Below are 24,030 nucleotides of genomic sequence, written 5' to 3'. Positions count from 1 at the left end.
GCAAGCACTTGTTTCGCTTCCGAACCAAGCACTCACACTCATCGACTGTATTTTGTTAAAGATCGTCTCGCTGTGACATCACTGTGTGGCTGTGTGTGCTGCAGCGAGAGGCCGAAATATACGGGCCTTGGCTGCTTAGGTCAACACCTTGCTTGATATATATGCAAAGAAAGCCGATAAGAGCTTGATTTGTAATGAATCAATCAGCAACATCTATCGAAGCACTTAAGCAACAGCATCTTTAATTGCTTTCAGCGGGGTATATTTCAGCGCTTTTTTTGCAGGAATCTGTACTGGCTCGCCAGTGCGTGGGTTACGACCAACCCGAGCATCACGGTGTTTTACAGCTAGTTTGCCAATGCCTGGCAAAGTCACTTCACCACCGCCCTTTAGCGTTGCGCCCGTTACATCACCAAGCGCCTCTAAAGTGGCTTCTACTGCTTTCTTAGAAATACCTGGTAACTCGTATTCTGCAACCCTTAGTACCGCTTCGATGAGTTCTCGCTTATTCATTATGAAATTCCAGATATTTAAAATAATTTAGAATACATTGTGCCAGCCATTATTACTTCGTGTCTGTTTGAAGTTAAGAGGTGGTTTAATTATTAGACTTTGCTGCAACACTACTAGGCACAATGCCAATTGCGATTATGGCTAATTACTGAAAAAATAAGTAAATGAGCCTTATACAAAACCCCGTTCCTATTCAAATCGCAGTGCTGCTGCTACCACCAGCACCACTGCTTAGCATCGCAAGCATTGATGCCATACTTGGCTTGGCCAATACGCTGAGTGATGAAGCTTTATATAAAGTTAATTATTACTCACTTGATGGGGCGGCTCTTGCATTGGCAACGGGTGGGCACTACCCTCAACTGCCCGCACTCACGAGAGCTCAACCTTTTGATGTGCTACTGGTGCTAGCCCAAACGCCACCATTTGCTCATGACCCGCGCTTATCGCTACTAAAACCTTTACTACAAAATGTGACTCAGACTGGGGCTATCGATTGCGGTGCTTGGTGGCTAGCGGCTTGTGGCGTGCTGGATCAGCATAGGGCAACTTTGCGCTGGCCCGATCTTGGCAATTTCTCCGCGTCGTTTCCTAGAGTAATTTGTACGCAAAATTTATTTGAATTTGACCGTAAATACTTTAGCTGCGGCGCAGGAGCAGCTACTTTAGATGCCATGCTGCATTTTGTTAGCCAACAACAAGGACTTGGGCTAGCGGAGCAGATTGCTGAAGCGCTGTGTATTGAACACTTGCGCAGTACAGAGACTCGCCAGCGTGCTTCACATGGCCTACAACTTGGCCAGCGCCAGCCTAAGTTGAGCACCGTTCTGCAATTAATGGAGGCCAATTTAGAAGAACCCATCAGCAGCGATACACTCGCCCAGCACGTTGGCCTATCCCGCCGCCAACTGGAGCGATTATTTAAACAGCACTTAGATACCCTGCCCGCACGTCACTATATGCAATTGCGCTTAGAGCGTGCCCGTACGCTATTGCAGCGCACGGGGATTTCCGTGGTACAGATTGGACTATCTTGCGGCTTTTCTTCTGGCGCGCATTTCGCTACCGCTTACCGTGCTCACTTTGGAATATCTCCTAGAGAGGAGCGTAACGGGTAAGTTTTAGACATGGCATGCCGTGCCCTTAAGTATGGAAAAACATCGCCCATAATGAATGCAATAAGCATATTTGGACCTGACATAACCTCGCCCCAGGCTAGGGAGATACGACCCCTACCGATATCCCTAAGTATTAAAGGTGTAAAGCTATAGCTTTATGTCGCATTTATAGAAGATTCATTAAGGGCGGCCGCTCTACACTGGATGCACTCTCTCCCGCATGCAGGATCTACGCAATGTCTACAGTCAATCGCGCTACATTTGATCAAGTAATGGTTCCTAACTACGCCCCTGCGCCCTTTATTCCAGTTAAAGGTCTTGCGTCCCGCCTATGGGATCAAGAAGGCCGCGAGTATGTGGATTTTTCCAGTGGTATTGCCGTTACCAGCCTTGGGCATTTACACCCTGAGCTGACTGCTGTACTGCACGATCAGGCCGATAAACTCTGGCATTTATCCAATGGTTTTACCAATGAGCCAGCACTGCGACTGGCCCAACGCCTGATTGATGCCACTTTTGCTGAGCGCGTATTTTTTTGTAACTCTGGTGCAGAAGCCAACGAAGCCGCGCTGAAACTGGCCCGCCGCTATGCAGTCGATCATTTTTCTAGTGATAAAGATCAGATTATTTCCTGCACCCAATCTTTTCATGGCCGCACCCTGTTTACCGTATCCGTGGGTGGCCAACCTAAGTATGCAGAAGGATTTGGCCCTATCCCAGCGGGTATCAGCCATGTGCCGTTTAATGACCTGGCCGCGATTGAAGCCATGATCAGCGACAAAACCTGCGCGGTGATTGTAGAACCGGTGCAAGGCGAAGGCGGCGTAATCCCAGCAACGCAAGCTTACCTCACTGGCCTGCGTGCGCTTTGCGACAAACACAATGCCTTGCTGATTTTTGATGAAGTGCAAATTGGTGTGGGCCGCTCCGGCTCGCTCTATGCTTATATGCACTACGGCGTAACACCGGATATTTTGACCTCGGCCAAGGCTCTGGGCAATGGCCTGCCAATTGGCGCGATGCTGACCACCGAAGCGATTTCTAAATCCTTTATCGTGGGTACTCACGGCTCTACTTATGGTGGCAATCCGCTGGTCACCGCCGTCGCCGACAAAGTCATTGAGCTGATTAATACGCCTGCCGTATTAGATGGCGTAAAACACCGCAATAAGCTATTTGTGGATGGCTTAAATAAGATCAATGCCAAGCATGGCGTATTTAAAGAAATTCGCGGCAGCGGCTTATTGATTGGAGCCGAGCTGGCCCCAGTATTGCAAGGCCGCGCCAAAGATGTGGTGACGCTTGGTGCAAAGCACGGCGTTGTGCTGCTCATGGCTGGCCCGAATGTGCTGCGTCTGCTGCCGTCTTTAGTGATTTCAGAAGCCGATCTGGCAGAAGGCCTGCGCCGCTTAGAGGCGGTGATTGCTGAGCTGATACCGGCGACTGTGGCGGCTTAGATTTAATAAACACACTAAAACCCACTTCTTAAACCACGGAGGACACAGAGAACACGGAGTTTCACGGAGAACAACAAATTCAACAGAGGCATGTAATGCCTAACGGTTTTCTCCGTGCTACTCCGTGCCCTCCCAAACTCCGTGGTTCAAGATTTGGGTTTTAAGCTCCCCATCCATCTCCATTCGGATCGCCCCTATGCTTATCGTAAGACCAGGAAAACTGTCCGACCTTGATCAATTGGAACGCATGGCGCGCTCTAAGGGGCCGATTTTGCATTCGCTGCCGCCGGATCGTACCCGCCTGCAAGAGCTGATTTTGCGCTCGATTGACTCCCTGCAAAACGAGATCGACTACCCTGGCGAAGAAAGCTATTTATTTGTACTAGAAGAAGATGGCGTGTTGTATGGCTCCGCCAGCATCGTTGCCCTTGCTGGGCAACACGAGCCTTTTTATGCTTTTCGCAATGAAGTAGTGGTTCACGCCTCGCGTGAGCTACATGTGAATCATCGTATTCACGCCTTGGTGATGTCGCATGAACTCACCAGCTGTACGCGGCTGACTGGTTTTTATATCGAGCCAGAAAAAGCCGCCTATGCCGATCTACTATCGCGTGCGCGCCTCTTATTTATTGCTCAGCACCGCCAGCGTTTTTGTAAAGAGATTTTCTCGGTGCTACCTGGCATAGCCGATGCAGAAGGCAACTCACCATTTTGGGATAGCGTAGGGCGCAAATTTACTCGACGTGATTTTGCTGAAATGGAGATCGAATCAGGCGGACGCAGCCGTGGCTTTATTGCTGAAGTGATGCCGGTTGATCCGCTTTATGTACCGCTGCTGTCGATTGATGCCCAGCGCGTAATGGGCGAGCCACATCCCGGATCACGCCTGCCTTATCAATGCCATCTGGATGAAGGCTTTGAGCCAGATCGCTTTATCGATATTTTTGACGGTGGTCCAGTGCTCACCAATACGCTGGATGCCTGTTATTCGCTACGCCACAGCGCCTTACATCATTTAGCCTACACATCCGATGTACACGGCACGGCCAGCTATCTGGTTTGCAATACATCGGCCAGCGAGTTTCGCTGCATCAAAACCCACCTACCCAAACAACTCAGCCACGATATTGCACTACCAACCGCGCTAGCTACGGCACTAGAAATCAGCACCGGCAGCGATGTGCGCTGTATAAAACTTAACCACTCAGGGGCCGTATTATGAAAATTGTCCGCCTCTGTCAGTTTAGTGACGTAGATAAACTGGTCGAGCTAGCGCATAAAGCTGGCCCCGGCATGACCACACTCAAGCCTGATCCTGGTGCACAGGCCGCGCGTATCGATCGTGTTCGTCGCACCATCGAAGGCAGCGCAGCCATCGCCGACCAAGGCTACCTATTCTTAATGGAGGAAACCGACACTGGCGAAATTGTGGGGGTCTGTGGCATCGAAACCGCAGTGGGGCTAGAGCAACCGTTTTACACCTACCGCATCGATACCTCGGTTTATGCCAGCCGCGAAATGCATATCTGGAGCAAGATGGATAAGCTCACCATCTCGCACGATCTCACCGGCTATACCGAGCTATGCTCGCTATTCCTAGACCCGCTACACCGTGTGAACTGCAATGGTGCGCTGCTGTCTAAATCTCGCTTTATGTTTTTGGCGCAATTTGCCGAGCGCTTTGGCGAGCGCGTCTGCGCCGAAATGCGCGGGGTATTTGACGAAAATGGCGACTCGCCTTTCTGGCGTGCGCTGGGCAGCCATTTTTACCGCATCGATTTTCACGAAGCAGACCGGCTGGTGTCGCTTGGTAAAAAATCATTCCTTGCCGAACTGATGCCACGTTTTCCGGTGTATATCGACTTTTTGCCGGACGATGCCAAAGCCTGTATTGGGGCCACACACAAAGATACCACCCCTGCCCGTCATCTATTAGAAAGCGAAGGCTTACGCCTAGAGCGGCATATTGACATCTTTGAAGCAGGCCCCGTGCTAGAAGCCCGTATCGACAGCCTGCGTGTGATGCGAGAAAGTGGGCTATGCAGTGTGGTGATCAGCGACACAAAAAAAGCACCATCGGCACCGCATTTAATTGCCACCAGCCAGTTAAAGAAATTCCGCACTGGGCTAATCTATACCGCGCCAGAGCAAGGCCTGATTATGCTGACCCCAGCAGAAGCCAAGGCATTGCAAGTAAGCACAGGGGATCAAGTCAGAATGATGGAAGCTTATCCACGAAGAGTAGTGTAGCAGCAAAGATCGAAACCCAAATCTTGAACCACGGAGGAAAAGGAGAACACGGAGGGCCACGGAGAGAAACAAGTAACTTAGCTAAATCACACTTATCATTTCCGCTCGGTCGAAAATCCTGCATTTACGCTGGATCCCCAACAAAAACGCTCGGGGATGACGGCAATGACTCCTTAGGGTTTCTCCGTGTAACTCCGTGTTCTCTGTGCTCTCCGTGGTTAAAGATTTGGATTTAAATTTTGAATCAGCAAATATCTTAAAGGACAGCAACATGGCTCAATTGTTTATTAATGACCAATGGCAAGATGGCACGGGTAGTGAATTAATTTCTACCAATCCAGCGAGTAATGCCGTGGTCTGGCAGGGTAAGAGCGCTAGCGCTGCAGATGTTGAGCTTGCCATGAGCGCTGCCCGCACCGCCTTCCCTACTTGGAAACGCACTACGCTAGAAGATCGCATCGCTATCGTGCGCCGCTTTGGTGAGCTGCTGGGTGAGCACAAAGAAGAGCTTGCCCACGTCATTGGCTTTGAAACCGGTAAGCCGCTATGGGAATCGCGTCAGGAAGTGGCGGCGATGGTGGGCAAGATTGAGATTTCTATCCGCGCCCATGCTGAGCGCACGGGTGAGCGCAGCAGCGCCACGCCTGATGGCAACGCCGTTTTGCGCCATCGCCCACACGGTATTGTGGCGGTATACGGCCCTTATAACTTTCCCGGCCACTTGCCCAACGGCCATATTGTTCCAGCGCTGTTGGCGGGCAATTGCATTGTATTTAAGCCATCTGAGCAAGCGCCGCTGGTGGCCGAAAAAACCGTCAAACTTTGGCAAGCCGCTGGCCTGCCTGCCGGTGTAATGGCACTGCTGCAAGGTGAAAAAGAAACCGGCATTGCGCTGGCCAAACACGACGATCTGAACGGCCTGCTATTTACCGGCAGCTCTGGCACCGGCGTGGCACTGCACAAGCAATTTGCTGGCCGGCCTGACTTTATGCTGGCGCTAGAAATGGGCGGCAATAACCCGCTGATTATTGCCCCAACCGAAGCGCTGGATGCGGCGGTACACCACACTATTCAATCGGCGTTTTTATCCGCTGGCCAACGCTGCACCTGCTCGCGCCGCATTCTAGTGCCGCACGGTGAATTTGGTGATCGCTTCCTGGCCCGCCTGATTGAAGTGGCTGGCAAATTATCTATCGGCCATTTTGACGCCGCCGAGCAGCCTTTTATGGGCTCAGTGATCTCTTTAACCGCCGCACGCCAGCTGATGGCTGCACAAGACAAACTGATCACCCTTGGCGCTATGCCGCTGCTGAAAATGCAACACGCTGACCCAAGCAACGCCTTTGTGACCCCAGCCATTCTGGACGTGACAAGCGTGGCCAGCCTGCCAGACGAAGAATACTTTGGCCCACTGACGCAAATTATTCGCTACCACGACTTTGCCAAGGCGATTGAAGTTGCCAACGATACGGCCTACGGCCTCTCTGCTGGCCTCTTGGCAGATGATGCCGCGCTATGGGAAGAGTTTAAAACCGAGATCGACGCAGGCGTCGTGAACTGGAACCGTCCAACCAATGGCGCATCCTCTGCCGCGCCATTTGGCGGCACTGGTAAATCAGGTAACCACCGCCCAAGTGCCTATTACGCCGCCGACTACTGCGCCACACCAATGGCATCCATCGAATCGGCCAGCCTAGTGCTGCCCGCTCAGTTGTCACCTGGAATAAGTTTATAAGGCATCCACTCATACGGCTTACTTCAGCTTTTATAGTAAGCCGACCCACACGTAAGCAGCAAAATGACCGTTTTCCCTAGGGCGAACGGTCATTTTTTTTGCCTAAAATAAACCCTGCGGCTCCATTCTTTAGTTTTAACTGGTCTTTGGCGTTCATTCACACTCCCCCAATATCCAATCCCTAAACACTTGTACCGGATAGGCATCGTGTTTGCTTTTGGGGTGAACTAGGTAATAAGCATTTCGGCTTTTTACTGGATGATCAATAGCCACCACAAGCCGCCCACTGGCTAGCTCTTCTTGCACTAAAAACAACGGCAATACCGCCATGCCTAGCCCAGCCAATGCAGCTTGAATCACCATATAAAACTGCTCAAACCTTGGGCCTTTGCCGGTGTTTTTGGCTTGCCCACCCACCGCCTCAAACCAATCGGCCCATGCTTGTGGGCGGGTGGTTTGTTGCAATAATGTAAAATCTGCCAAATCAGCGGGACCAGTTAAAACACGGCCTGCCAATAGGCTGGGGGCGCAAACGGGGACGGTTTCCTCGTCCATCAACCAGTGATATTCCACCCCTGGCCAAGAAGTATCGCCAAAATGGATCGCCACATCGATTTCTTCTTTAGCAAAATCAAAGGGCTTTAGGCGGGTGAGTAAATTCAGCTGAATCTCTGGATAGCGCCGAGTAAAGCTACCCAGCCTTGGCACTAACCAGCGCGAGCCAAAAGTAGGCAAAATCGCCAAATTAAGCGCGCCACTGGTGCCGCTATACGCCATCAGAGCCAGCGTGGCAGCCTCGGCCTTATCTAATACATCTCGAATATCCCGCGCATAAGCTTCCCCTGCCTCGGTCAGAACTAAACGTTGTTTAATCCTATGAAAAAGCGCGCGTCCCAAAAACTCTTCTAATAAGCGGATTTGCCGGCTAACTGCGCTCTGAGTGACGTTGAGTTCTTCGGCTGCACGGGTAAAGCTAAGCTGGCGAGCCGCAGCATCAAAGCACTGTAAAGCACCTAAGGAAGGAAGAATACGCCGCATAGTTCATGACTTTTTGGAATGAAGTAGTAAGAATACATCGCTTGAACCTAAACGCAAATCGTCACAGACTAAAACATAGATTAAAACGTAAAAGACACGCCATGCCGTGCCCCTACGAGTAATAAATATGACCTGCTGAATCCCCCTTCTCCCCTTGTGGGAGAGGGGCTGGGGAAGAGGGGGTAAAGCCCCACCATTCTTTTTTCAAATTAAAGGGTATTAGCAAAATGGATCGCACTTCTTTTGATACCACCGCCATCGAAACCACGCAGCTAGGGCAATTGCTGCTGCGGGTTGCGGGCACAGCCAAGACCCAGCAACTCTTTGCCATGATTGAAGTCGATCCACGCCTACTTGGCCCCACCAGCAATCAAGTAAGCCGCGCGGTACTGGCGCAAGCCATGAATATGATGCTGTTTGCACAAAACCTAAGCGCTGTGCCAGAAGGCGCACGTTATGTGGCAGAAAAACTAGCCGCAGGATGCAAAGTGGTGTTTGATCACGGCGCGCTGCGCACAGTAGATGCGGCGCGTACCGGTGCTTTACCGCATGGCCAGCAAGCATTTAAACGGATCTTAGAGCCTCTGGGTTTTGCTGTAGCCCATGTTTATCCACTTAAAAAACTAAAGATGACCGGCCGTGCTTACTGCCATCTTGATTTGCCTGAAGTCATTTCGCAGTTTTTTGTATCTGAGCTACACGTTGATCAGTTTTCTATTAACTTTCAAGTCGCTGCCGAACGGATCGTACATAAATCACGCGATCCCTTAGGGCCACAGCACCACAGCCTACTGGTGCAATTAGCCAGCCAAAAAGAATTAAGCTTTGATGACGCAGCCGTCTTGCTGCCTGCCTTAGTTGGCTGTTTTGATGTGCAACACGAAGCGCCACATTTAGTGGATTACGAAACCGTACTAGCCGAATCCGCAGAAATGGCGTGGATAAGCACCGAAGGCAACCGCTTTAACCACGCCACCGACCGTGTGCCTCATGTGATAGAGCTGGCCGACGAATTGCGGGCAAAAGGCTATCCCATTAAAGACAGCGTAGAAATCTCTGGCTCTGGCGCGGTCAGGCAAACCGCACTTAAAGCCGCCATGGTGCAGCGTGTTTTCCTTGATGAAAAAAATCACCCCATCACCCGCACTGTACCTGGCTCCTTTTACGAATTTATCAGCCGCGATAAACTACCCGATAGCGAGCAGCTAGATCTGCGCTTTGATGCATCGAACGCTCAGGGGATTTTTAAGATGACCGCGGCAAGTTAATCGCTAAAAAACCTTATGTAGGGTGGGCACGTTTTTGTGCCCACGCGTCAATGCTTTGCCGCGTGGGCAAGATAAACCCCCTTGCTCACCCTCATTTCCCCTAAGATAGGCACGGCATGCCGTGCCCCTACATTCATCACCTCCCCCGCCTAAAGCCATGATCCCTCGCCTCAGCAAAACTCCCGCACCAACCTCTATCTACCTCGATTTTATCGCCGAGCTGCGTTTGCGCGGCTTTGCTGGGGAGATCAGCGCGGCGCTGGCGGATCGCACCGTGCTGGCCACGGATAACTCCATCTACCAGCTTTTACCGCAGGCCGTGGTTTTCCCCAAGCATCAAGACGATGTGATCCGTGTGGTCAAACTGGCCAGCGAGCCAAGATTCCACAGCATTAAGCTTTACCCTCGGGGTGGTGGCACAGGCACCAATGGGCAGTCTTTGGGCGATGGGCTGGTAATCGATCTATCCAAGAATATGAATACCATTCTGGAAATCAACGCGGCTGAGCGCTGGGTGCGGGTAGAAAGCGGCGTGGTTAAAGATCAGCTAAACCGTGAGCTAGCTAAGCACGGGCTATTTTTTGCCCCTGAATTATCCACCTCTAACCGCGCCACCATTGGCGGCATGATTAATACCGATGCCAGCGGCCAAGGCTCCTGCCTTTACGGCAAAACACGAGATCATGTGTTAGAGCTGGCGACGGTTTTACTCGACGGCACGCTCTGGCACTCGCAGCCCATAAACGATGAGCTGCTGCTGCAAATTTGCGAGCAGGATAATACAGTCGGCCATGTACACGGGCTGATTGCGCAAATTTATAAAGATCATAGCGAGCAAATCAGCACCACCTTTCCCAAGCTAAACCGCTGCCTCACCGGCTACGACTTAGCCCACATCAGAAATAACGACGGCCAGTTTGATCTGAACGCTATTTTGTGCGGATCCGAAGGCACGCTAGGGCTGATTATAGAAGCCAAGCTCAATGTGCTGCCGCTGCCCAAATACAGCGCGCTGATTAATATCCGCTACTTAAGCTTTGATGCTGCGCTGCGCGATGCGCCCAAGCTGATGGCGCTGGGCGCGGCTTCGATCGAGACGGTGGATTCCACCATCTTGCAGCTCGCCAAAGACGATCTGATCTGGCAAGGCATTGCTGGTTTTTTTCCTGAAGACGGCGAGCCTGCGCTGGGGATTAATTTACTTGAAGTACTGAGCGACGATGAGGCCGATCTATCCGCCCAAATCGCCCGTATCGAACAAGGCTTGGGCCATAAGCGCTTTACCGTGGCGCGTGGCGATGCGGCGGTTAAACGCATCTGGGGGATGCGTAAAAAATCTGTTGGGCTGTTAGCCAATAGAGCGGGAGAAGCCCGCCCGATTCCTTTTGTAGAAGACACCGCCGTTCCGCCCGAGCACCTTGCCGATTATATTGCCGAATTTCGTGCATTGCTGGATGCTCACGGGCTGTTTTATGGCATGTTTGGCCATGTGGATGCGGGCGTGCTGCACGTTCGCCCCGCCATCGATATGAAAGATCCCAACTCCCTGGCCTTGGTGCGTCAGATCAGTGATGGCGTAGCGGCGCTCACGCAGAAATATCATGGCGTATTGTGGGGCGAGCACGGCAAGGGGCTGCGCAGCGAATATGCACCGGCTTTTTTTGGCAAGCTCTATCCCTGCATACAGCAGATCAAGCAGGTGTTCGATCCGCATAACCAGCTCAACCCTGGCAAAATCGCCACGCCCTCGGCCGATGAGGCGCTGCTTAAAATTGACGCCGTGCCAACCCGCGGCCAGTACGACCGGCAAATCCCTATTCATATCCGCAAGGATTATGAGGGGGCATTGCACTGTAATGGCAACGGTGCTTGTTATAACTTCGACCCCGACGACGCCATGTGCCCATCGTGGAAAGCCACTCGCCAGCGCCGCCATTCACCCAAAGGGCGTGCGTCTTTAATGCGTGAATGGCTGCGCCAACTCGCGGAAAAAGGCGTAGACCCAAGCAAGGCTCAGCCTGCCAGCTGGCCACGCCGCCTGATCAATAGCCTGAATAAAAAAGGCGATTTTTCAGCCGAAGTGATGGAGGCCATGAACGGCTGCCTAGCGTGTAAATCCTGTGCGGGGCAATGCCCTGTGAAGGTGGATATTCCGGCGCTGCGCTCGCAATTTATGCATCTTTATTACGGCCGCTATCTGCGCCCCGCCAAAGATTATCTGGTGGCCAGCCTAGAAGCCACGCTGCCACTACTAGCTAAAATGCCACGCCTTTACAACGCGCTAGTGAGCCATCCCTTATCAAAAAAACTGCAAAAACAATTTAATCTGGTGGAAAGCCCACAGCTCAGCGGCATTAATCTGCAGGCCACCTTACTACGCCGTGGCTTTGCGCTGGCAGCAGCAAACACAGCAAACACCCCCAGCTCCGTGATTATCGTGCAAGATGCTTTTACCAGTTTTTTTGAAACCCAACTGGTGCTGGATGTATTTGAGCTACTCAAAAAGCTTGGCTTCACCCCGCTGCTCGCCCCCTATAAACCCAATGGCAAGCCCTTGCATGTACACGGCTTTTTGCCACAATTTGCCCGCCTTGCCGCAGACAATAGCAAGATGCTGCAAGCACTGGCCCTTTCAGGCATTCCGCTAGTGGGGATAGATCCTTCCATGACGCTGACTTACCGCAGCGAATACGCCAAAACGCTAGCCAATCCGCCCCAAGTCGCCCTGCTACAAGAATGGCTGGTAGAGGCGCTAGCCAAGCGCCCCGCAATACCCGCCTATACGGCGCAAAGCTTTACCCTGCTACCGCATTGCAGCGAAAAAACCAATGTTGCCAGCGCATATAGTGATTGGGATAAAGTCTTCACCGCGCTCGGCCATACCCTTGCCACCCAAGCTGCGGGCTGCTGCGGCATGGCGGGCACGTTTGGGCACGAGGCGGATCATAGAGCGATGTCAGAGCAGATTTATGCACAGAGCTGGGGCAAAATTGTGGCGCAACACGCTGAGGTGAATTCAAATCAATCCAAGCTGCTTGCCACCGGCTATTCATGCCGTTGCCAAGCCAAGCTAATCGACCAAGCCACGCTACGCCACCCTGTGCAGGCCTTGCTAGCCGCGCTCGAATAGTTTGGCTGAGAGCGGCGGCTGCTAATGTGGGGCATAGCAGCCATCACTCAGTCACTTAATGCCACTTCACCCAAGCTCAGCAACAAACCATCTTGTGTTGAAACAACGCTCAGTGCTTGCCAATCTTGCAGCACCGCCAATATATCGGGATGTAGCTTTTGCACACCACCTATTTGCACCACTTGGCAGCCCGCGGCTAGGGCGCTAGCGATACCTGCTGGCGCATCTTCAAAAACGATACAATCCTGCGGCGCAAAATTAAGGCGGCCGGCCGCAAGGCGATACGCTTCAGGATCTGGCTTGCCCACGCTCACATCTTCTGCACAAACGATATGTGGAGGAATAGGCAGCTGGCAATGGCTCAAGCGATTGCTGGCTAATTGCAAGCCAGCCGAAGTAACCACCGTCCAACGCTGCCTTGGAAGTGCGACCAAAAATTGCGCCGCCCCTAAAATTTGTACCACGCCAGTGCAATCATCCGCCTCGTACTGATCCACCCATCGCCCTTCTGCTATGCAATCTAAATGCGGGGCCACACGGCGGATGGTGTCTTCTGAACGTACGCCCTGCTGAATGGCCATCACAGTGGCAAAATCAATAGCATGACGCTGGCACCACGCCGACCAAACTTCAGCCACCTTGCTGGATGAATCTACCAGTGTGCCATCCATATCAAATAACAGAGCCTGCGCATTTAACAACATCATCTGACTACTCCTGTAAATAAGACTATTTTGCCCGATCTTTTTACTACAAAGTTCCAGATCTGGCTGTATTTCTTCTACAATCAGCTCAAAAATCAGAACAGGTAGACGCAATGTTAGTCAGGGAGTGGATTGAGAATACACATGGGCAAGGTTGGCAGTATTTCTACTCCAAAGATCAGCTCTGTGCCTTTCAATGGCATTACCATCCTGAGTTTGAGCTGACCTTTACCCAACACGCTCAAGGAATACGCTATATCGGCAGTAAAGCTACCGCAAGCAGTACCGCATAACTTAAGAATCTGTGCGGCTGCGTTCTGTGCCGCAAAATACACACACTATGCCCTGATTTATGCAGATCATCTCATCAAACTTATGCATGACTTACTTAGATGACATAATTACCACTATCAATTTCAGATTAGCCATACTAACAATGTAAGGAAAAAGCATGAAACGTCTTCTGCCCGCTCTAGTACTCGTGATCTGCACTATCCAACTCAACCCAGCCTATGCTTTTTCTTTATTTACTAAAACCATCCAAGGCTCTGGCCATATAGAAAAACAAACGCGCATGCTGCCTGCATTTAATCGCATTGAAAGTGAAACAACGGGGCGGGTAGAGATTATTCAAGGCAATCAAGAAAGTATTACGATTGAAAGTGACGATAATATTATTCCCGCCATTGAAACCGTTGTAGAAAATGGCGGGCTGAAAATCCGCCACAAGCGCATTGATTTAAATACCAAAACACTCAATATCATTGTGCGCGTCAAAGAGCTAAGAAGCATTAACTTAGCAGGTTCTGGCTCTATTTATGCCAAACCACTCACGGCTAAAAAATTAATCATAAATACTGCGGGTTCAGGCACCGTAGAATTAAGCAAGCTAGATGTGAGTAATGTAAGTGTGAACTTAGGCGGCTCGGGCAGTGTGCAAGTTCAAGAGCTGCAAAGCAGCGATTTAGATGTTTCACTGGGAGGCAGTGGCTCATTTAAATCTGCAGGTAATGTTAATATATTAACAATTTCAATGGGCGGCTCTGGCCAAGTTGATACGATGCAATTAAAAGCCAAAATTGTGAAGCTAAGCATGGCGGGATCTGGGCAAGTGATTGTTGCCGCTAAAGAGCAGCTCAGTGCCAGCGTGGCAGGCTCGGGTGATATTCAATACTACGGTGATCCGCAAACGCATTTATCGATGATGGGATCGGCCACTTTAAAACGAATTGGTGCATTTCCAATATAAAGTATTTAAACAGCCGGATTAAGCACAACGATTTTAGCCTAGAAACAGCACATCCCTTTTCAAACAACAGGGATGTGCTGTTTAAATATTTTGCCCAATTCGCCATAAGACCCCGCTTGGATCAATCAACACAAAATCTTGCATTTTCCACGGCTGCACTTCAACAGCGGTTAATTTCACCTGATACTTGCCTACTAAATCTAGCGCACTTAAATGAGCATGCCACGCCAATACATCTTTAACCAAGAGATGCATCATAAAATGATTGGCATGCTCTTCTACATAAAAATTTTGCAATAAAAAGCTGCTGCTTCCCGTATAAAAATAGGCGACACCACCAGCGTCTGATGCCATAGTAAAACCAATATCCTGATAAAACTGCTTAGACACTTCATAGTTTTTAGCAGGAACAAAAGCTTTGATTTCTGCCACCTCTAAAGTATCCATACCCTCCTCCTTTGCTAAAGTAATTATTACTTCAGCGATATTACCCGTATAAATGCGCATTTCAACAGCAGATATTTTCCTAGAATGCTTATCCGCCCGTATTGGGTCATTTCATATCAAGATTAACTATTTACAACCATCCGCGTGGGCAAGATAAATCGCCTTTGCCCACCCTACAAAAACCAAGCATTCCAAAGGCATGACTTTAAGTTGATAAGCACCATTTTTATGTGATAAATGTGCCATCACGCAAAAAATCACCAAACAAGCGTTAAAATGCACATCCAGCCATTATTTGGATTTTAGCCTTGCCTTATCTCGCCTTTATTACAGTGGTTTGGGCCTTATCATTTAATTTGATTGGGGTATTTCTAGCTGGCCATGTCGATAGCGATTTTGCCGTGCTAAGCCGAGTTGCCATTGCTGGACTGGTATTTCTGCCCTTTACCCGCTGGACCGGCATTAGCACGCTACGTAAGCTAGGCACAATGGCTGCGGGAGCCTTGCAATTTGGTATTACCTATCTATGCCTTTATCGATCATTTCAATTTTTAAGCGTGGCCGAGGTATTGCTATTTACCATTTTTACGCCAATTTATATTACTCTGCTCGACGATTTATGCCAAAAGCATTTTAATCCACGCGCTCTATCTGCGGCTTTCATTGCAGTACTAGGCTCATTAGTGATTCGCTACAATCAAATTGATGCTAATGCCTTAAATGGATTCTTATTATTGCAATTGGCCAATATCACCTTTGCTGCAGGACAAGTGGGTTATCGCTATTTAAACCAGCACTATCCTGACCAACAGCCGCAATCAGCCAGCTTCGGCTATTTCTTTTTAGGCGCGCTACTGATTGCACTGCCGTCTTATTTAATTTTTGGTAACCCAGCTAAACTACCGCAACATCTTGAAGAATTCGCAACCTTAGGCTTTTTAGGCTTAATCTCATCCGCACTGGGCTTTTATTGGTGGAATAAAGGCGCGTGTAAAGTGGATGCAGGCACGTTAGGTGCGATGAATAATATGCATATCCCCGTGGGGATTGTGATTAATTTATTATTTTGGCATCAGCAACAAGATTTACCCCGCTTATTAATTGGGGGCATCATCATGCTGCTGGCCTTACTTATTAATAAATCGGTATGGCCAAGCAAATCCTAATAAATTATTTTTCCAACTCAGGGAACAGCGTATCCGTATAGCCAAAATGACTTAAATCACGGATGCGCTGTGGATATAAAATGCCATTTAAATGATCGCATTCATGCTGCACTACGCGGGCATGAAAGCCGCTCACGCTGCGATCAATGGCCTGCCCATAGATATCAAAACCTTGATAGCGTAGCTGGGTAAACCGTGGCACTTCTCCGCGTAAACCTGGCACAGATAAGCAGCCTTCCCAGCCTTCTACTACATCATCGCTCAGTGGCGTAAGCACAGGGTTTATCAGCACGGTCATCGGCACTGCGGCCTCATCGGGATAACGGGAGCTGGCATCAAAGCCAAAAATCACCACTTGTAGGCTTACGCCAATCTGCGGCGCAGCAATGCCTACTCCACCGCTATCGTGCATAGTATCGAACATATCCACCAGCAAGGCATGCAGCTCTGGCGTATCAAACGCCTCCACTGGCAAAGCGTGCGCCTGTAGCAGGGGATGCCCCATTTTTAGAATTGAGCGAATAGCCATTTATGAATCCTTTGGTTTAGACCGGTGGCAAGTGCTGGTGCTTAGTCTAAGCGCCTATTTGATTAAGCCCCCGTTTATTAAGCTTAATCTCAAAATTATACTCGAACCCGCCTGAACAACGGCTAAAAACGCTGAGTTTCACCTGCCCTACTAAGGCAAATCAATCGATATAATTAAGCCCCCTAGCAAGGCATCCCCTGTTAAAATCAAAGTGCTAACCCAGCTTGGCGCTATGGTTAAAATAATATTTATTCATTGAAATAGAAAAAATCCCCATGAAATATACCGCGCTGTTTTTACTGTTATTTTTATCGGCTTGTGGCTCTTCCGAAGTGGATGATGCAAGTGAAATCATCAAAACCACGTTAAAGAACCCTAAAAGCTTTGTGTTGACCAATGGCAATGTCATTTGGCAAAGTAAACTCGCTGATAAGGCGATGATTGTTAAAGTCAATTACACCGCTAAAAATGGTTTAAATCAGGTGATTAAAGAGTGTAAATACGTCTCTTTTTATCAGCAAGATGGTAAAAATAAATGGCTAGAAAATGGCGGAATTGAAAACTGCATCGCTGCTGGGGGCAAGGAAGAGCAACAGGGATTAGAAATACTTAAAAAAATCAATGCATTTAAGTGATACCGCTTGCTCAATCTCATTATAAATATCGTAGGACGGGTGCACCCCGCGTTTTTTAACATCGCTCGCGGGTTTCACCCCAATCCTATCAACTTAAAGACTTGTAAAATGTGTAGGGTGGGCGCGTTTTTTGCCCACGCTGTGTGCATCCGCGTGGGCAAGATAAACCACCTTGCCCACCCTACATGGAGTGCCTAAGTTGATAGGGTTGGGTTGCACCCGCCCTACACATTCCCAAACCAAGCCATAAATAAGGTCAATCAATGCCGTGCTGCTGCAAAGCCCAGCCCACATGTTCTCTGACTAAAGCACTTGCGTCATCTTGCCGGCTAGTCAGAGCGGCAATCACGTCGGGTGAGCTAGGCGCGTTACCTAGGCCTACGGCCATATTTCTAAGCCACTGCTCGTAACCGATGCGGTAAATTGCGCTGCCAGCCATTTTTTGCTTGAAATCTGCCTCGCTCCAGACAAATAGCTCCACCAGCGTAACGTCATCCAGGCCATGGCGCACATGAAAATCGCTCTCTTTTGTGTCTACCGCAAAGCGATTCCACGGACAAACCATTTGGCAATCATCGCAGCCATATACGCGATTACCCAGCATGGGGCGGAATTCTTCGGGGATGCTGCCTTTTAATTCAATAGTTAAATACGAAATACAGCGCCGCGCATCCACTTTATAGGGCGCAACAATCGCGCCAGTTGGGCAAGCGGTGATGCAGCGCGTGCAGCGCCCACAGTGCTCTTCCACTTGAGGTGGATCGGGTGGTAGCGGTAAATCAGTAAATAATTCACCAATAAAAAAATAAGAGCCGTAATCACGGTTAATTAATAGAGTATGTTTACCCCGCCAACCTTGGCCTGCTTGCTTTGCAATTTCTACCTCTAGCACAGGTGCAGAATCAACAAATACCCGATGCCCAAATGGGCCGATTTCTGCGGCCAATTTATCAGCCAACTGCTGTAAACGTCCTTTTAAAACCTTGTGATAATCCCGCCCTAACGCGTAACGAGAAAGGTATGCTTTATTGGAATCGAGTAAAATAGCTTCCGAATTAGCGGCACCTGGTGGCAAATAAGGCAAGAAAACAGAAATAAGTGAAATAGTGCCGGGGTGTAATTCGTGAGGTCTAGCACGTTTCATACCGTGCCTTGCCATATAATCCATCTCGCCATGAAAGCCTGCATCTAGCCATTCTTGTAAACCCGCTTCGGCGTGGCTTAAATCAATTCCAGTGATGCCGGCACGGGCAAAGCCTAATTCTTGCGCCCACGCTTTAATTTGCTGGGCAAGCGCTTGGTAATCTAAAGATTGCTGCAATATCGTCATAATCAACTTAATAAATATAAAGGGCGAGCAAAGAGGATTAGCTTGCCCACGCGGGTGCATCGCTTAAGCCGATATACGGCAGTTTTTTAATAATCTAATCAATGTAGAGCCATATGCATAATGATACCGACTTCAGCTGCTTTTTGCCGGATGAGGAAGCCACACTGGCATTGGGTGCACGTTTAGCCTTAAGTGTTACGCCCGCCATGGTGATTTTTTTAGAAGGTAATTTGGGCGCTGGTAAAACTACCCTTAGCCGTGGCCTATTGCGCGGGCTTGGTTTTGCTGGCCGAGTAAAAAGCCCCACCTATACGCTAGTTGAACCTTATACTGTTTCTAACTTATACTTATATCACTTTGATTTGTATAGATTTAATGATTCCAGCGAATGGGAAGATGCTGGCTTTAGAGACTACTTTAATGCCCAATCCATCTGCCTGATCGAATGGGCAGACAAGGCCGAAGGTCTCTTGCCAATCCCTGATTGGATCATTACTTTAACGCCCGAACACGACGGCCGTCTGGCCCATATCCAAGCATTTAGTGAGCAAGGCCGAACATGCCTCAATCGTCTTTACCCTTAGATTTAGCAATCCCCAGCTTAAACCGCCGCGATATCTTACGTGGTGCGAGCGCCAGCCTGCTGCTGGCGGTTACCCCGCTGGGTTTTGCAGCGCCTGCTGCCAGTGTGGTGGCGGTGCGGGTTTGGCCAGCTCAGGCTTATACCCGTGTCACCATCGAATCAACCGTTGCCCTCACCTTTAAGCAGTTTTCGCTTAAGGACCCTGAGCGCTTGGTCGTTGATTTGGAAGGCATTGATATCAATAACGAATTGCAAAGCCTATCTAGCAAAGTGGGCGGCGATGATCCCTATATTCAGCAGCTACGTGCAGCGCGCAATAAACCCGGCACGGTGCGCTTAGTCTTAGATTTAAAAGCAGAAATCAAACCGCAGATTTTCACCCTCAATCCGGTTGGCGAATACAAGCATCGCTTAGTGATTGATCTCTACCCTGCATCACAAAATGACCCGCTCTTGGCGTTTTTGGACGATCAAAATTCAGATAGCAAACCTGCACCGCCTACTCCACCACCGGCTGCAACTAAGCCTGAGCCAGAGAATAAAGACGGCAGCGTGGATCGCAGCAAGATGAAGGTAGACCGGCTGATTACCGTCGTGCTCGATCCTGGCCACGGCGGCGAAGACCCAGGCGCAGTGGGGCCAGGAGGCAACCATGAAAAAACCGTGGTGCTCGCCATTGCTAAAAAGCTCAAAGCCTTATTAGAGAACGAGCCAAATATACGCGTGGTGCTCACCCGCGACGGCGATTTTTTTGTGCCGCTTGGCGTGCGGGTTAAAAAAGCCCGCGCCGTGCAGGCTGATTTATTTGTCTCCATCCACGCCGACGCCTTTACTCGGCCCGACGCAAATGGCTCATCGGTGTTTATGCTTTCTGAAAAAGGCGCTAGTAGCACGGCAGCACGCTGGCTAGCGCAAACCCAGAACGACGCCGACTTAATTGGTGGGGTAAAATTCGATATAAAAGACAAGGCCTTAGCACACACCTTGATGGACTTAACCCAAACAGCCACTAATAACGACAGCATGAAGCTAGCAAAATCTATGCTAGGTGAGCTGGGCAGCATCAACCGCCTACATAAACAAAACGTTGAGCTGGCGGGCTTTGCCGTACTTAAAGCACCGGACATCCCGTCAATTCTGGTTGAAACCGCATTTATTTCAAACCCGCAAGAAGAACAAAAGCTGATCGACGAAGCCTATCAACAAAAAATGGCCAGCGCGCTGCATAAAGGCATTAAACGCTACTTCGCCAAAAATCCACCGCTGGCAAAAACCAGAATGGCACAAAGCTAAGCATCAAAAGGTGGGTGGTATACCCACCTTTTGTGCTGCCCCTCACTCACGGCAATAAGCGCCAGCATCATTCAATATTTCTAGCTTTCATGATGTTTGCAACAGCTTTCCCCAGTATTGTTGACCACACCAGTCTAAACGCTTAAATTGCAGCTTCCATCCATCGACTAAGGAAACGCCATGAAAACATTTGCGCCTATTTTCCTTACGGTCGGATTCTGATCAGCTAGCAACTCTATCCTTTTGTAGATATCCGACCAATACCGCGTCTTGCCCGCAAGCACTCGCGCTCTTATCTCGTCTTTTGGATATCTATATCTTGATAGAAAACATCGATATTGCACAATTACGTGCTATTGGTTTTGATTCGCACGTTTTACAAACCCTCAGCAACTTAACGCCCCAGCCACAGCAGCAACTTGGCCGCGTGATTAATATTCAACGCGATCATCTACAGCTACACGATGGCCAGCATGAAATATCCACTCAATTATTACCTGCACTGCAGCAGCAATTACATGCAAGTGGCGCAACGCTAGCGGTGGGTGATTGGGTACTATTTCAAAGTGCCGACGCACGCATCACCCAGATCCTGCCCGCAAAAAACCGCCTCTGCCGCCGCAATATTGAGGGACATCGGCAAGCCTTAGTCGCCAATATTGATGTAGCGCTGCTGGTAATGGGCCTAGATCACGATTTTAATCTGCGCCGCTTAGATCGCTATCTCACTCTCACCCTAGCTAACGAAGTCACCCCGCTCTTGGTACTTACTAAGGCGGATTGCTCGGCACAAGCCGCAGAAAAAATAGCCCAAGCCCGCAGCCACTTACCGGCGCATCTTGGCCTACTTGCTATCGATGGCCGAGCGGATACGGCCAGAGAGGCGCTTCATCCTTGGCTGGCGGCGGGGCAAACGGTGGTGTTACTTGGCTCATCCGGGGCGGGAAAAAGTACGCTGACCAATACCCTGCTCAGTACCGCCGTGCAAAATACTGGCGCGGTGCGGCTAGATGATAGCCGTGGCCGCCACACCACCACCTCACGCAGCCTGCATCATTGCACAAATGGCGTGTGCATTATTGATACGCCGGGTTTGCGCACGCTACAGCTAGACAGTGATGAAGCAGGGATTTACGCCGCGTTTGCCGATATCACTACACTGGCGGTAGATTGCCGCTATAGGGATTGTCAACACAAGGACGAACCAGATTGTGCAGTACGCGCCCACATTAGCCCCGATCGGCTAAAAAGCTTTCATAAACTACTAAGGGAGTTAAGCCGGGAAACCATGACGGTCTTGCAAAAACGCGCTCAGCTCTCCCAGTGGAAAACGATTAGCAAAAATGCCAGAGCACAGCGTAAAGCGAGCTAGATCATTATCAAAGAATAAATGCCAAAATCCGCTACACTTCGGCCTCTTTAATTTTTGACTATTTGCAATGAATGCACTGCTTATGATTGCCATCACCACGGGCATTCTTTCTGGATTATGGGGATGGCTAGCATTTAGTTTTGGCCTACTGAGCTGGGCAGGTTTTTTAGGCTGCACCGCCTATTTTGCCTGCCCACAAGGCGGGGTACGTGGCCTGCTGCTGAGCTTATTTAGCGTTGCCAGTGGGGTATTTTGGGCGCTGGTGATTATCCACGGCAGCCCCTTAGTGCCGCAATTTTTGGGCTATGTCATAACGGGCATCGTGGCGTTTTTAATGTGCATACAGGCCAAGCAGCGCTGGCTAGGCTTTATACCTGGCACCTTTATTGGGGCTTGCGCCACTTTTGCAGGCGATGGCCATTGGCAGCTAGTCAGTGCATCGCTTTTAGTTGGCCTGCTATTTGGTTATGCCATGAAAAACAGCGGCTTATGGCTAGCCACATACTTTTCCCGCTGAGCCATCAGTGAGTCGCACTCGTCATATTAAATATCCACAAGGCTACTATTTCCTTAAAACAAGCCGTCATATCTCTTACATCGGCCTATACTAAAGATGCACCGTGCGTTCGCAGGGGCATAAAAGGATAGATAGCCATGAGCAAGTCTAAACAATCCGTTAAGGAATCAAAGAAACAACCACTTCACAGCGCCAAAGAGAAAAAGGCCGCCAAGCAAATGAAAAAACACGCTGGTGATAGCGTGCCGATGTTGGCCACATAATTGCGGCGCTCTCTTACCGGCCTTTTGTCTTGATCACATACCAATGCCAAAGGCATTGCCAATATGGCGGCGTTCGATATTGAACGCCATGCCATAACAAAATTAAAGGCTTGGTTTTTTGGGCCTATTATTGCTGTTTCTAGCATTACCCGCACGAATACGTTCCCAATATTGAGTACGCAGTGCAAAGTTCTCTGAAGATTTAATCCAAATTATCCTATCTTTGGCATCTAAACTAGAATGCGCTAGCGTATTAGATAAACCTTGCCGCTGAGTTAATTCATTACTCACTGATTTATCTAGCATAAAATTAATCCATTTTTCGGCCAGTGTTTTATTTTTAGTTTTAGCACTAATCGCCCAACAATCTAGCCACGCCAAAGCGCCCTCTTTAGGAATAACATAGCCAACATCTGCCCCAGCGGCGCGCAGTAATTTAAGCTGCTGTTTACCATAATTAGCAAACATTAAAGCGGCTTTGTTTTTAACAAAGGCGGCCGTCCCTTCTTCTGGGCTATTGTAAAACAGCGGCTGCTGATCACGTAATTCTAGTAATTTATTCACGTCTTTAGCCATTTCATCTTGAGATAGATTAAATGGATCTTTAAAACCAAGCACCAAGGCAGTTAAGCTGAAATTATGATTACTACCATCGTATAAAACCACTTTCCCTTTGTATTTTTCCAGCCACATTTCTGCCATTGAAACAGGAGGAGTATCTATTTGTTTTTTATCGTAGATCAAGCCCATTTCAGAATAAACAAAAGGAATAGCATATAAATTACCATCACTATTTATATCATTTATGTTAATTTTAAAACGCTTTAACTGATTATTTGAATTATGGATATTTTTACGGCTGATAATCGCCAGCCATTTATGCTCATAATAGCGTTTTAATTCTGCAGTATTTGCGGCCAAAACATCAAAATTTTCGCCATTATTTTTTTTAACTTTTTCCCACAAATCTTCATCGGTATCGACAAAAGTAACTTCAAGATGAGCATCGTATCTTTTTTCAAATTCACTGACCCAATCGGCATCGGCATAACCAGGCCAAGCAAAAACGCGCAGCACATCGCTAGCCCAAACCGCAGAGGATGCACTGAAACTAGCAAATAGAAGTACACAACGCAAAAAAAAGCGTTTCATTTTGGTCTCAGTGTGGGAGATGGTGTTGTATCCGTTACAAATAAAAGATAAGCACGATAGCGGATTAATGCTTATCTCATTTATTACATTTTTATTATAAAGAGATCAACTAAGGAACTCAAGAAAAACGCCATTGAATTAATTTTATTGCAGGGCTCATTATTTAAGCAACGCGCCGTAGTTTTTAGCATATATTTTTATCATCATCAAGCTAGCTTAAGCATTCCTTTTTACCTGAATATGGCTGCAAATATATTGCAGCGATGTAGCAAAACAATAAA

At 49.0% G+C, this 24,030-nt stretch carries 23 protein-coding genes; 16 read left to right on the top strand and 7 right to left on the bottom strand.

What is annotated here, in order from left to right:
- Positions 1-225 precede the first annotated feature (225 nt).
- Entirely contained in the window at positions 226-513 is a 288-nt protein-coding gene (locus R6242_RS15545; protein ID WP_125971350.1) for an HU family DNA-binding protein, read from the bottom strand.
- A 164-nt stretch (positions 514-677) separates the two neighbouring features.
- Between R6242_RS15545 and R6242_RS15540 the strand changes: the two genes are divergently transcribed.
- The 5 genes from R6242_RS15540 to astD all read left to right on the top strand — a co-directional run bounded on the left by R6242_RS15540 (position 678) and on the right by astD (position 7,073).
- The gene (locus R6242_RS15540) at positions 678-1,631 is read left to right on the top strand and encodes a GlxA family transcriptional regulator (RefSeq protein WP_318428461.1); all 954 of its coding nucleotides are present in this window, start codon (positions 678-680) and stop codon (positions 1,629-1,631) included.
- Positions 1,632-1,867: 236 nt separating this feature from the next.
- A complete protein-coding gene (locus R6242_RS15535; RefSeq protein ID WP_318428458.1) occupies positions 1,868-3,088 on the top strand; it encodes an aspartate aminotransferase family protein in 1,221 nt (406 codons plus the stop codon).
- A gap of 196 nt (positions 3,089-3,284) precedes the next feature.
- Complete coding sequence (locus R6242_RS15530; protein WP_318428456.1) at positions 3,285-4,310, top strand: arginine N-succinyltransferase; 1,026 nt, start codon at positions 3,285-3,287, stop codon at positions 4,308-4,310.
- A complete protein-coding gene (gene astA, locus R6242_RS15525) occupies positions 4,307-5,338 on the top strand; it encodes an arginine N-succinyltransferase (protein ID WP_293933316.1) in 1,032 nt (343 codons plus the stop codon). The genes R6242_RS15530 and astA overlap by 4 nt, the downstream gene beginning before the upstream one ends.
- Positions 5,339-5,609: 271 nt before the next feature.
- The gene (gene astD / locus R6242_RS15520; RefSeq protein WP_318428451.1) at positions 5,610-7,073 is read left to right on the top strand and encodes a succinylglutamate-semialdehyde dehydrogenase; all 1,464 of its coding nucleotides are present in this window, start codon (positions 5,610-5,612) and stop codon (positions 7,071-7,073) included.
- A gap of 153 nt (positions 7,074-7,226) precedes the next feature.
- Here the strand turns inward: astD and gcvA are convergent, their stop codons facing one another.
- Complete coding sequence (gene gcvA / locus R6242_RS15515; protein ID WP_318428449.1) at positions 7,227-8,111, bottom strand: transcriptional regulator GcvA; 885 nt, start codon at positions 8,109-8,111, stop codon at positions 7,227-7,229.
- Positions 8,112-8,338: 227 nt separating this feature from the next.
- On the opposite strand from gcvA, the gene R6242_RS15510 reads away from it, so the two are divergent.
- Positions 8,339-9,379: a DUF1338 domain-containing protein gene (locus tag R6242_RS15510; RefSeq protein ID WP_318428446.1), complete on the top strand. Its 1,041-nt coding sequence runs from the start codon at positions 8,339-8,341 to the stop codon at positions 9,377-9,379.
- Positions 9,380-9,536: 157 nt separating this feature from the next.
- Complete coding sequence (locus tag R6242_RS15505) at positions 9,537-12,509, top strand: FAD-binding and (Fe-S)-binding domain-containing protein (protein WP_318428442.1); 2,973 nt, start codon at positions 9,537-9,539, stop codon at positions 12,507-12,509.
- Positions 12,510-12,556: 47 nt separating this feature from the next.
- Here R6242_RS15505 and R6242_RS15500 read toward each other — a convergent pair whose 3' ends face one another.
- Complete coding sequence (locus tag R6242_RS15500; protein ID WP_318428438.1) at positions 12,557-13,216, bottom strand: HAD-IA family hydrolase; 660 nt, start codon at positions 13,214-13,216, stop codon at positions 12,557-12,559.
- 110 nt (positions 13,217-13,326) lie between these two features.
- Between R6242_RS15500 and R6242_RS15495 the strand changes: the two genes are divergently transcribed.
- Positions 13,327-13,506 carry a hypothetical protein gene (locus R6242_RS15495; protein ID WP_318428436.1) on the top strand — a complete coding sequence of 60 codons (180 nt, stop codon included), beginning with the start codon at positions 13,327-13,329 and terminating at the stop codon, positions 13,504-13,506.
- Positions 13,507-13,664: 158 nt separating this feature from the next.
- The gene (locus R6242_RS15490; RefSeq protein WP_318428433.1) at positions 13,665-14,462 is read left to right on the top strand and encodes a head GIN domain-containing protein; all 798 of its coding nucleotides are present in this window, start codon (positions 13,665-13,667) and stop codon (positions 14,460-14,462) included.
- An 81-nt stretch (positions 14,463-14,543) separates the two neighbouring features.
- Here the strand turns inward: R6242_RS15490 and R6242_RS15485 are convergent, their stop codons facing one another.
- The gene (locus R6242_RS15485; RefSeq protein WP_318428431.1) at positions 14,544-14,909 is read right to left on the bottom strand and encodes a VOC family protein; all 366 of its coding nucleotides are present in this window, start codon (positions 14,907-14,909) and stop codon (positions 14,544-14,546) included.
- Positions 14,910-15,217: 308 nt separating this feature from the next.
- Here R6242_RS15485 and R6242_RS15480 point away from each other — a divergent pair, with 308 nt between their 5' ends.
- Positions 15,218-16,075 carry a DMT family transporter gene (locus R6242_RS15480; RefSeq protein ID WP_318428429.1) on the top strand — a complete coding sequence of 286 codons (858 nt, stop codon included), beginning with the start codon at positions 15,218-15,220 and terminating at the stop codon, positions 16,073-16,075.
- 4 nt (positions 16,076-16,079) lie between these two features.
- Here the strand turns inward: R6242_RS15480 and def are convergent, their stop codons facing one another.
- On the bottom strand, positions 16,080-16,604 hold the full coding sequence (def, locus tag R6242_RS15475) for a peptide deformylase (protein ID WP_318428428.1): 525 nt from the start codon (positions 16,602-16,604) through the stop codon (positions 16,080-16,082).
- A 275-nt stretch (positions 16,605-16,879) separates the two neighbouring features.
- On the opposite strand from def, the gene R6242_RS15470 reads away from it, so the two are divergent.
- A complete protein-coding gene (locus R6242_RS15470; protein ID WP_318428426.1) occupies positions 16,880-17,239 on the top strand; it encodes a hypothetical protein in 360 nt (119 codons plus the stop codon).
- A gap of 256 nt (positions 17,240-17,495) precedes the next feature.
- Here the strand turns inward: R6242_RS15470 and queG are convergent, their stop codons facing one another.
- On the bottom strand, positions 17,496-18,569 hold the full coding sequence (gene queG / locus R6242_RS15465; RefSeq protein WP_318428423.1) for a tRNA epoxyqueuosine(34) reductase QueG: 1,074 nt from the start codon (positions 18,567-18,569) through the stop codon (positions 17,496-17,498).
- 113 nt (positions 18,570-18,682) lie between these two features.
- On the opposite strand from queG, the gene tsaE reads away from it, so the two are divergent.
- The 5 genes from tsaE (at position 18,683) to R6242_RS15440 (ending at position 22,597) form a co-directional block, all read left to right on the top strand.
- A complete protein-coding gene (gene tsaE, locus R6242_RS15460; protein ID WP_318428421.1) occupies positions 18,683-19,153 on the top strand; it encodes a tRNA (adenosine(37)-N6)-threonylcarbamoyltransferase complex ATPase subunit type 1 TsaE in 471 nt (156 codons plus the stop codon).
- Positions 19,129-20,445, top strand: coding sequence for an N-acetylmuramoyl-L-alanine amidase (locus R6242_RS15455; RefSeq protein ID WP_318428419.1), 1,317 nt, complete (start codon positions 19,129-19,131; stop codon positions 20,443-20,445). The genes tsaE and R6242_RS15455 overlap by 25 nt, the downstream gene beginning before the upstream one ends.
- Before the next feature lie 319 nt (positions 20,446-20,764).
- A complete protein-coding gene (gene rsgA / locus R6242_RS15450; protein WP_318428417.1) occupies positions 20,765-21,817 on the top strand; it encodes a ribosome small subunit-dependent GTPase A in 1,053 nt (350 codons plus the stop codon).
- A gap of 67 nt (positions 21,818-21,884) precedes the next feature.
- The gene (locus tag R6242_RS15445) at positions 21,885-22,334 is read left to right on the top strand and encodes a DUF1097 domain-containing protein (protein WP_318428415.1); all 450 of its coding nucleotides are present in this window, start codon (positions 21,885-21,887) and stop codon (positions 22,332-22,334) included.
- A gap of 137 nt (positions 22,335-22,471) precedes the next feature.
- Entirely contained in the window at positions 22,472-22,597 is a 126-nt protein-coding gene (locus tag R6242_RS15440) for a hypothetical protein (RefSeq protein WP_293931381.1), read from the top strand.
- Positions 22,598-22,699: 102 nt separating this feature from the next.
- Here the strand turns inward: R6242_RS15440 and R6242_RS15435 are convergent, their stop codons facing one another.
- The gene (locus R6242_RS15435; RefSeq protein WP_318428412.1) at positions 22,700-23,749 is read right to left on the bottom strand and encodes an extracellular solute-binding protein; all 1,050 of its coding nucleotides are present in this window, start codon (positions 23,747-23,749) and stop codon (positions 22,700-22,702) included.
- Positions 23,750-24,030 lie beyond the last annotated feature (281 nt).

The sequence above is a fragment of the Iodobacter sp. CM08 genome (genome assembly GCF_033446605.1).
Classification (GTDB): domain Bacteria; phylum Pseudomonadota; class Gammaproteobacteria; order Burkholderiales; family Chitinibacteraceae; genus Iodobacter.
The sequence above is the reverse complement of the archived record's forward strand: the minus strand, read 5'-3'. Positions and strand labels throughout refer to the sequence as shown.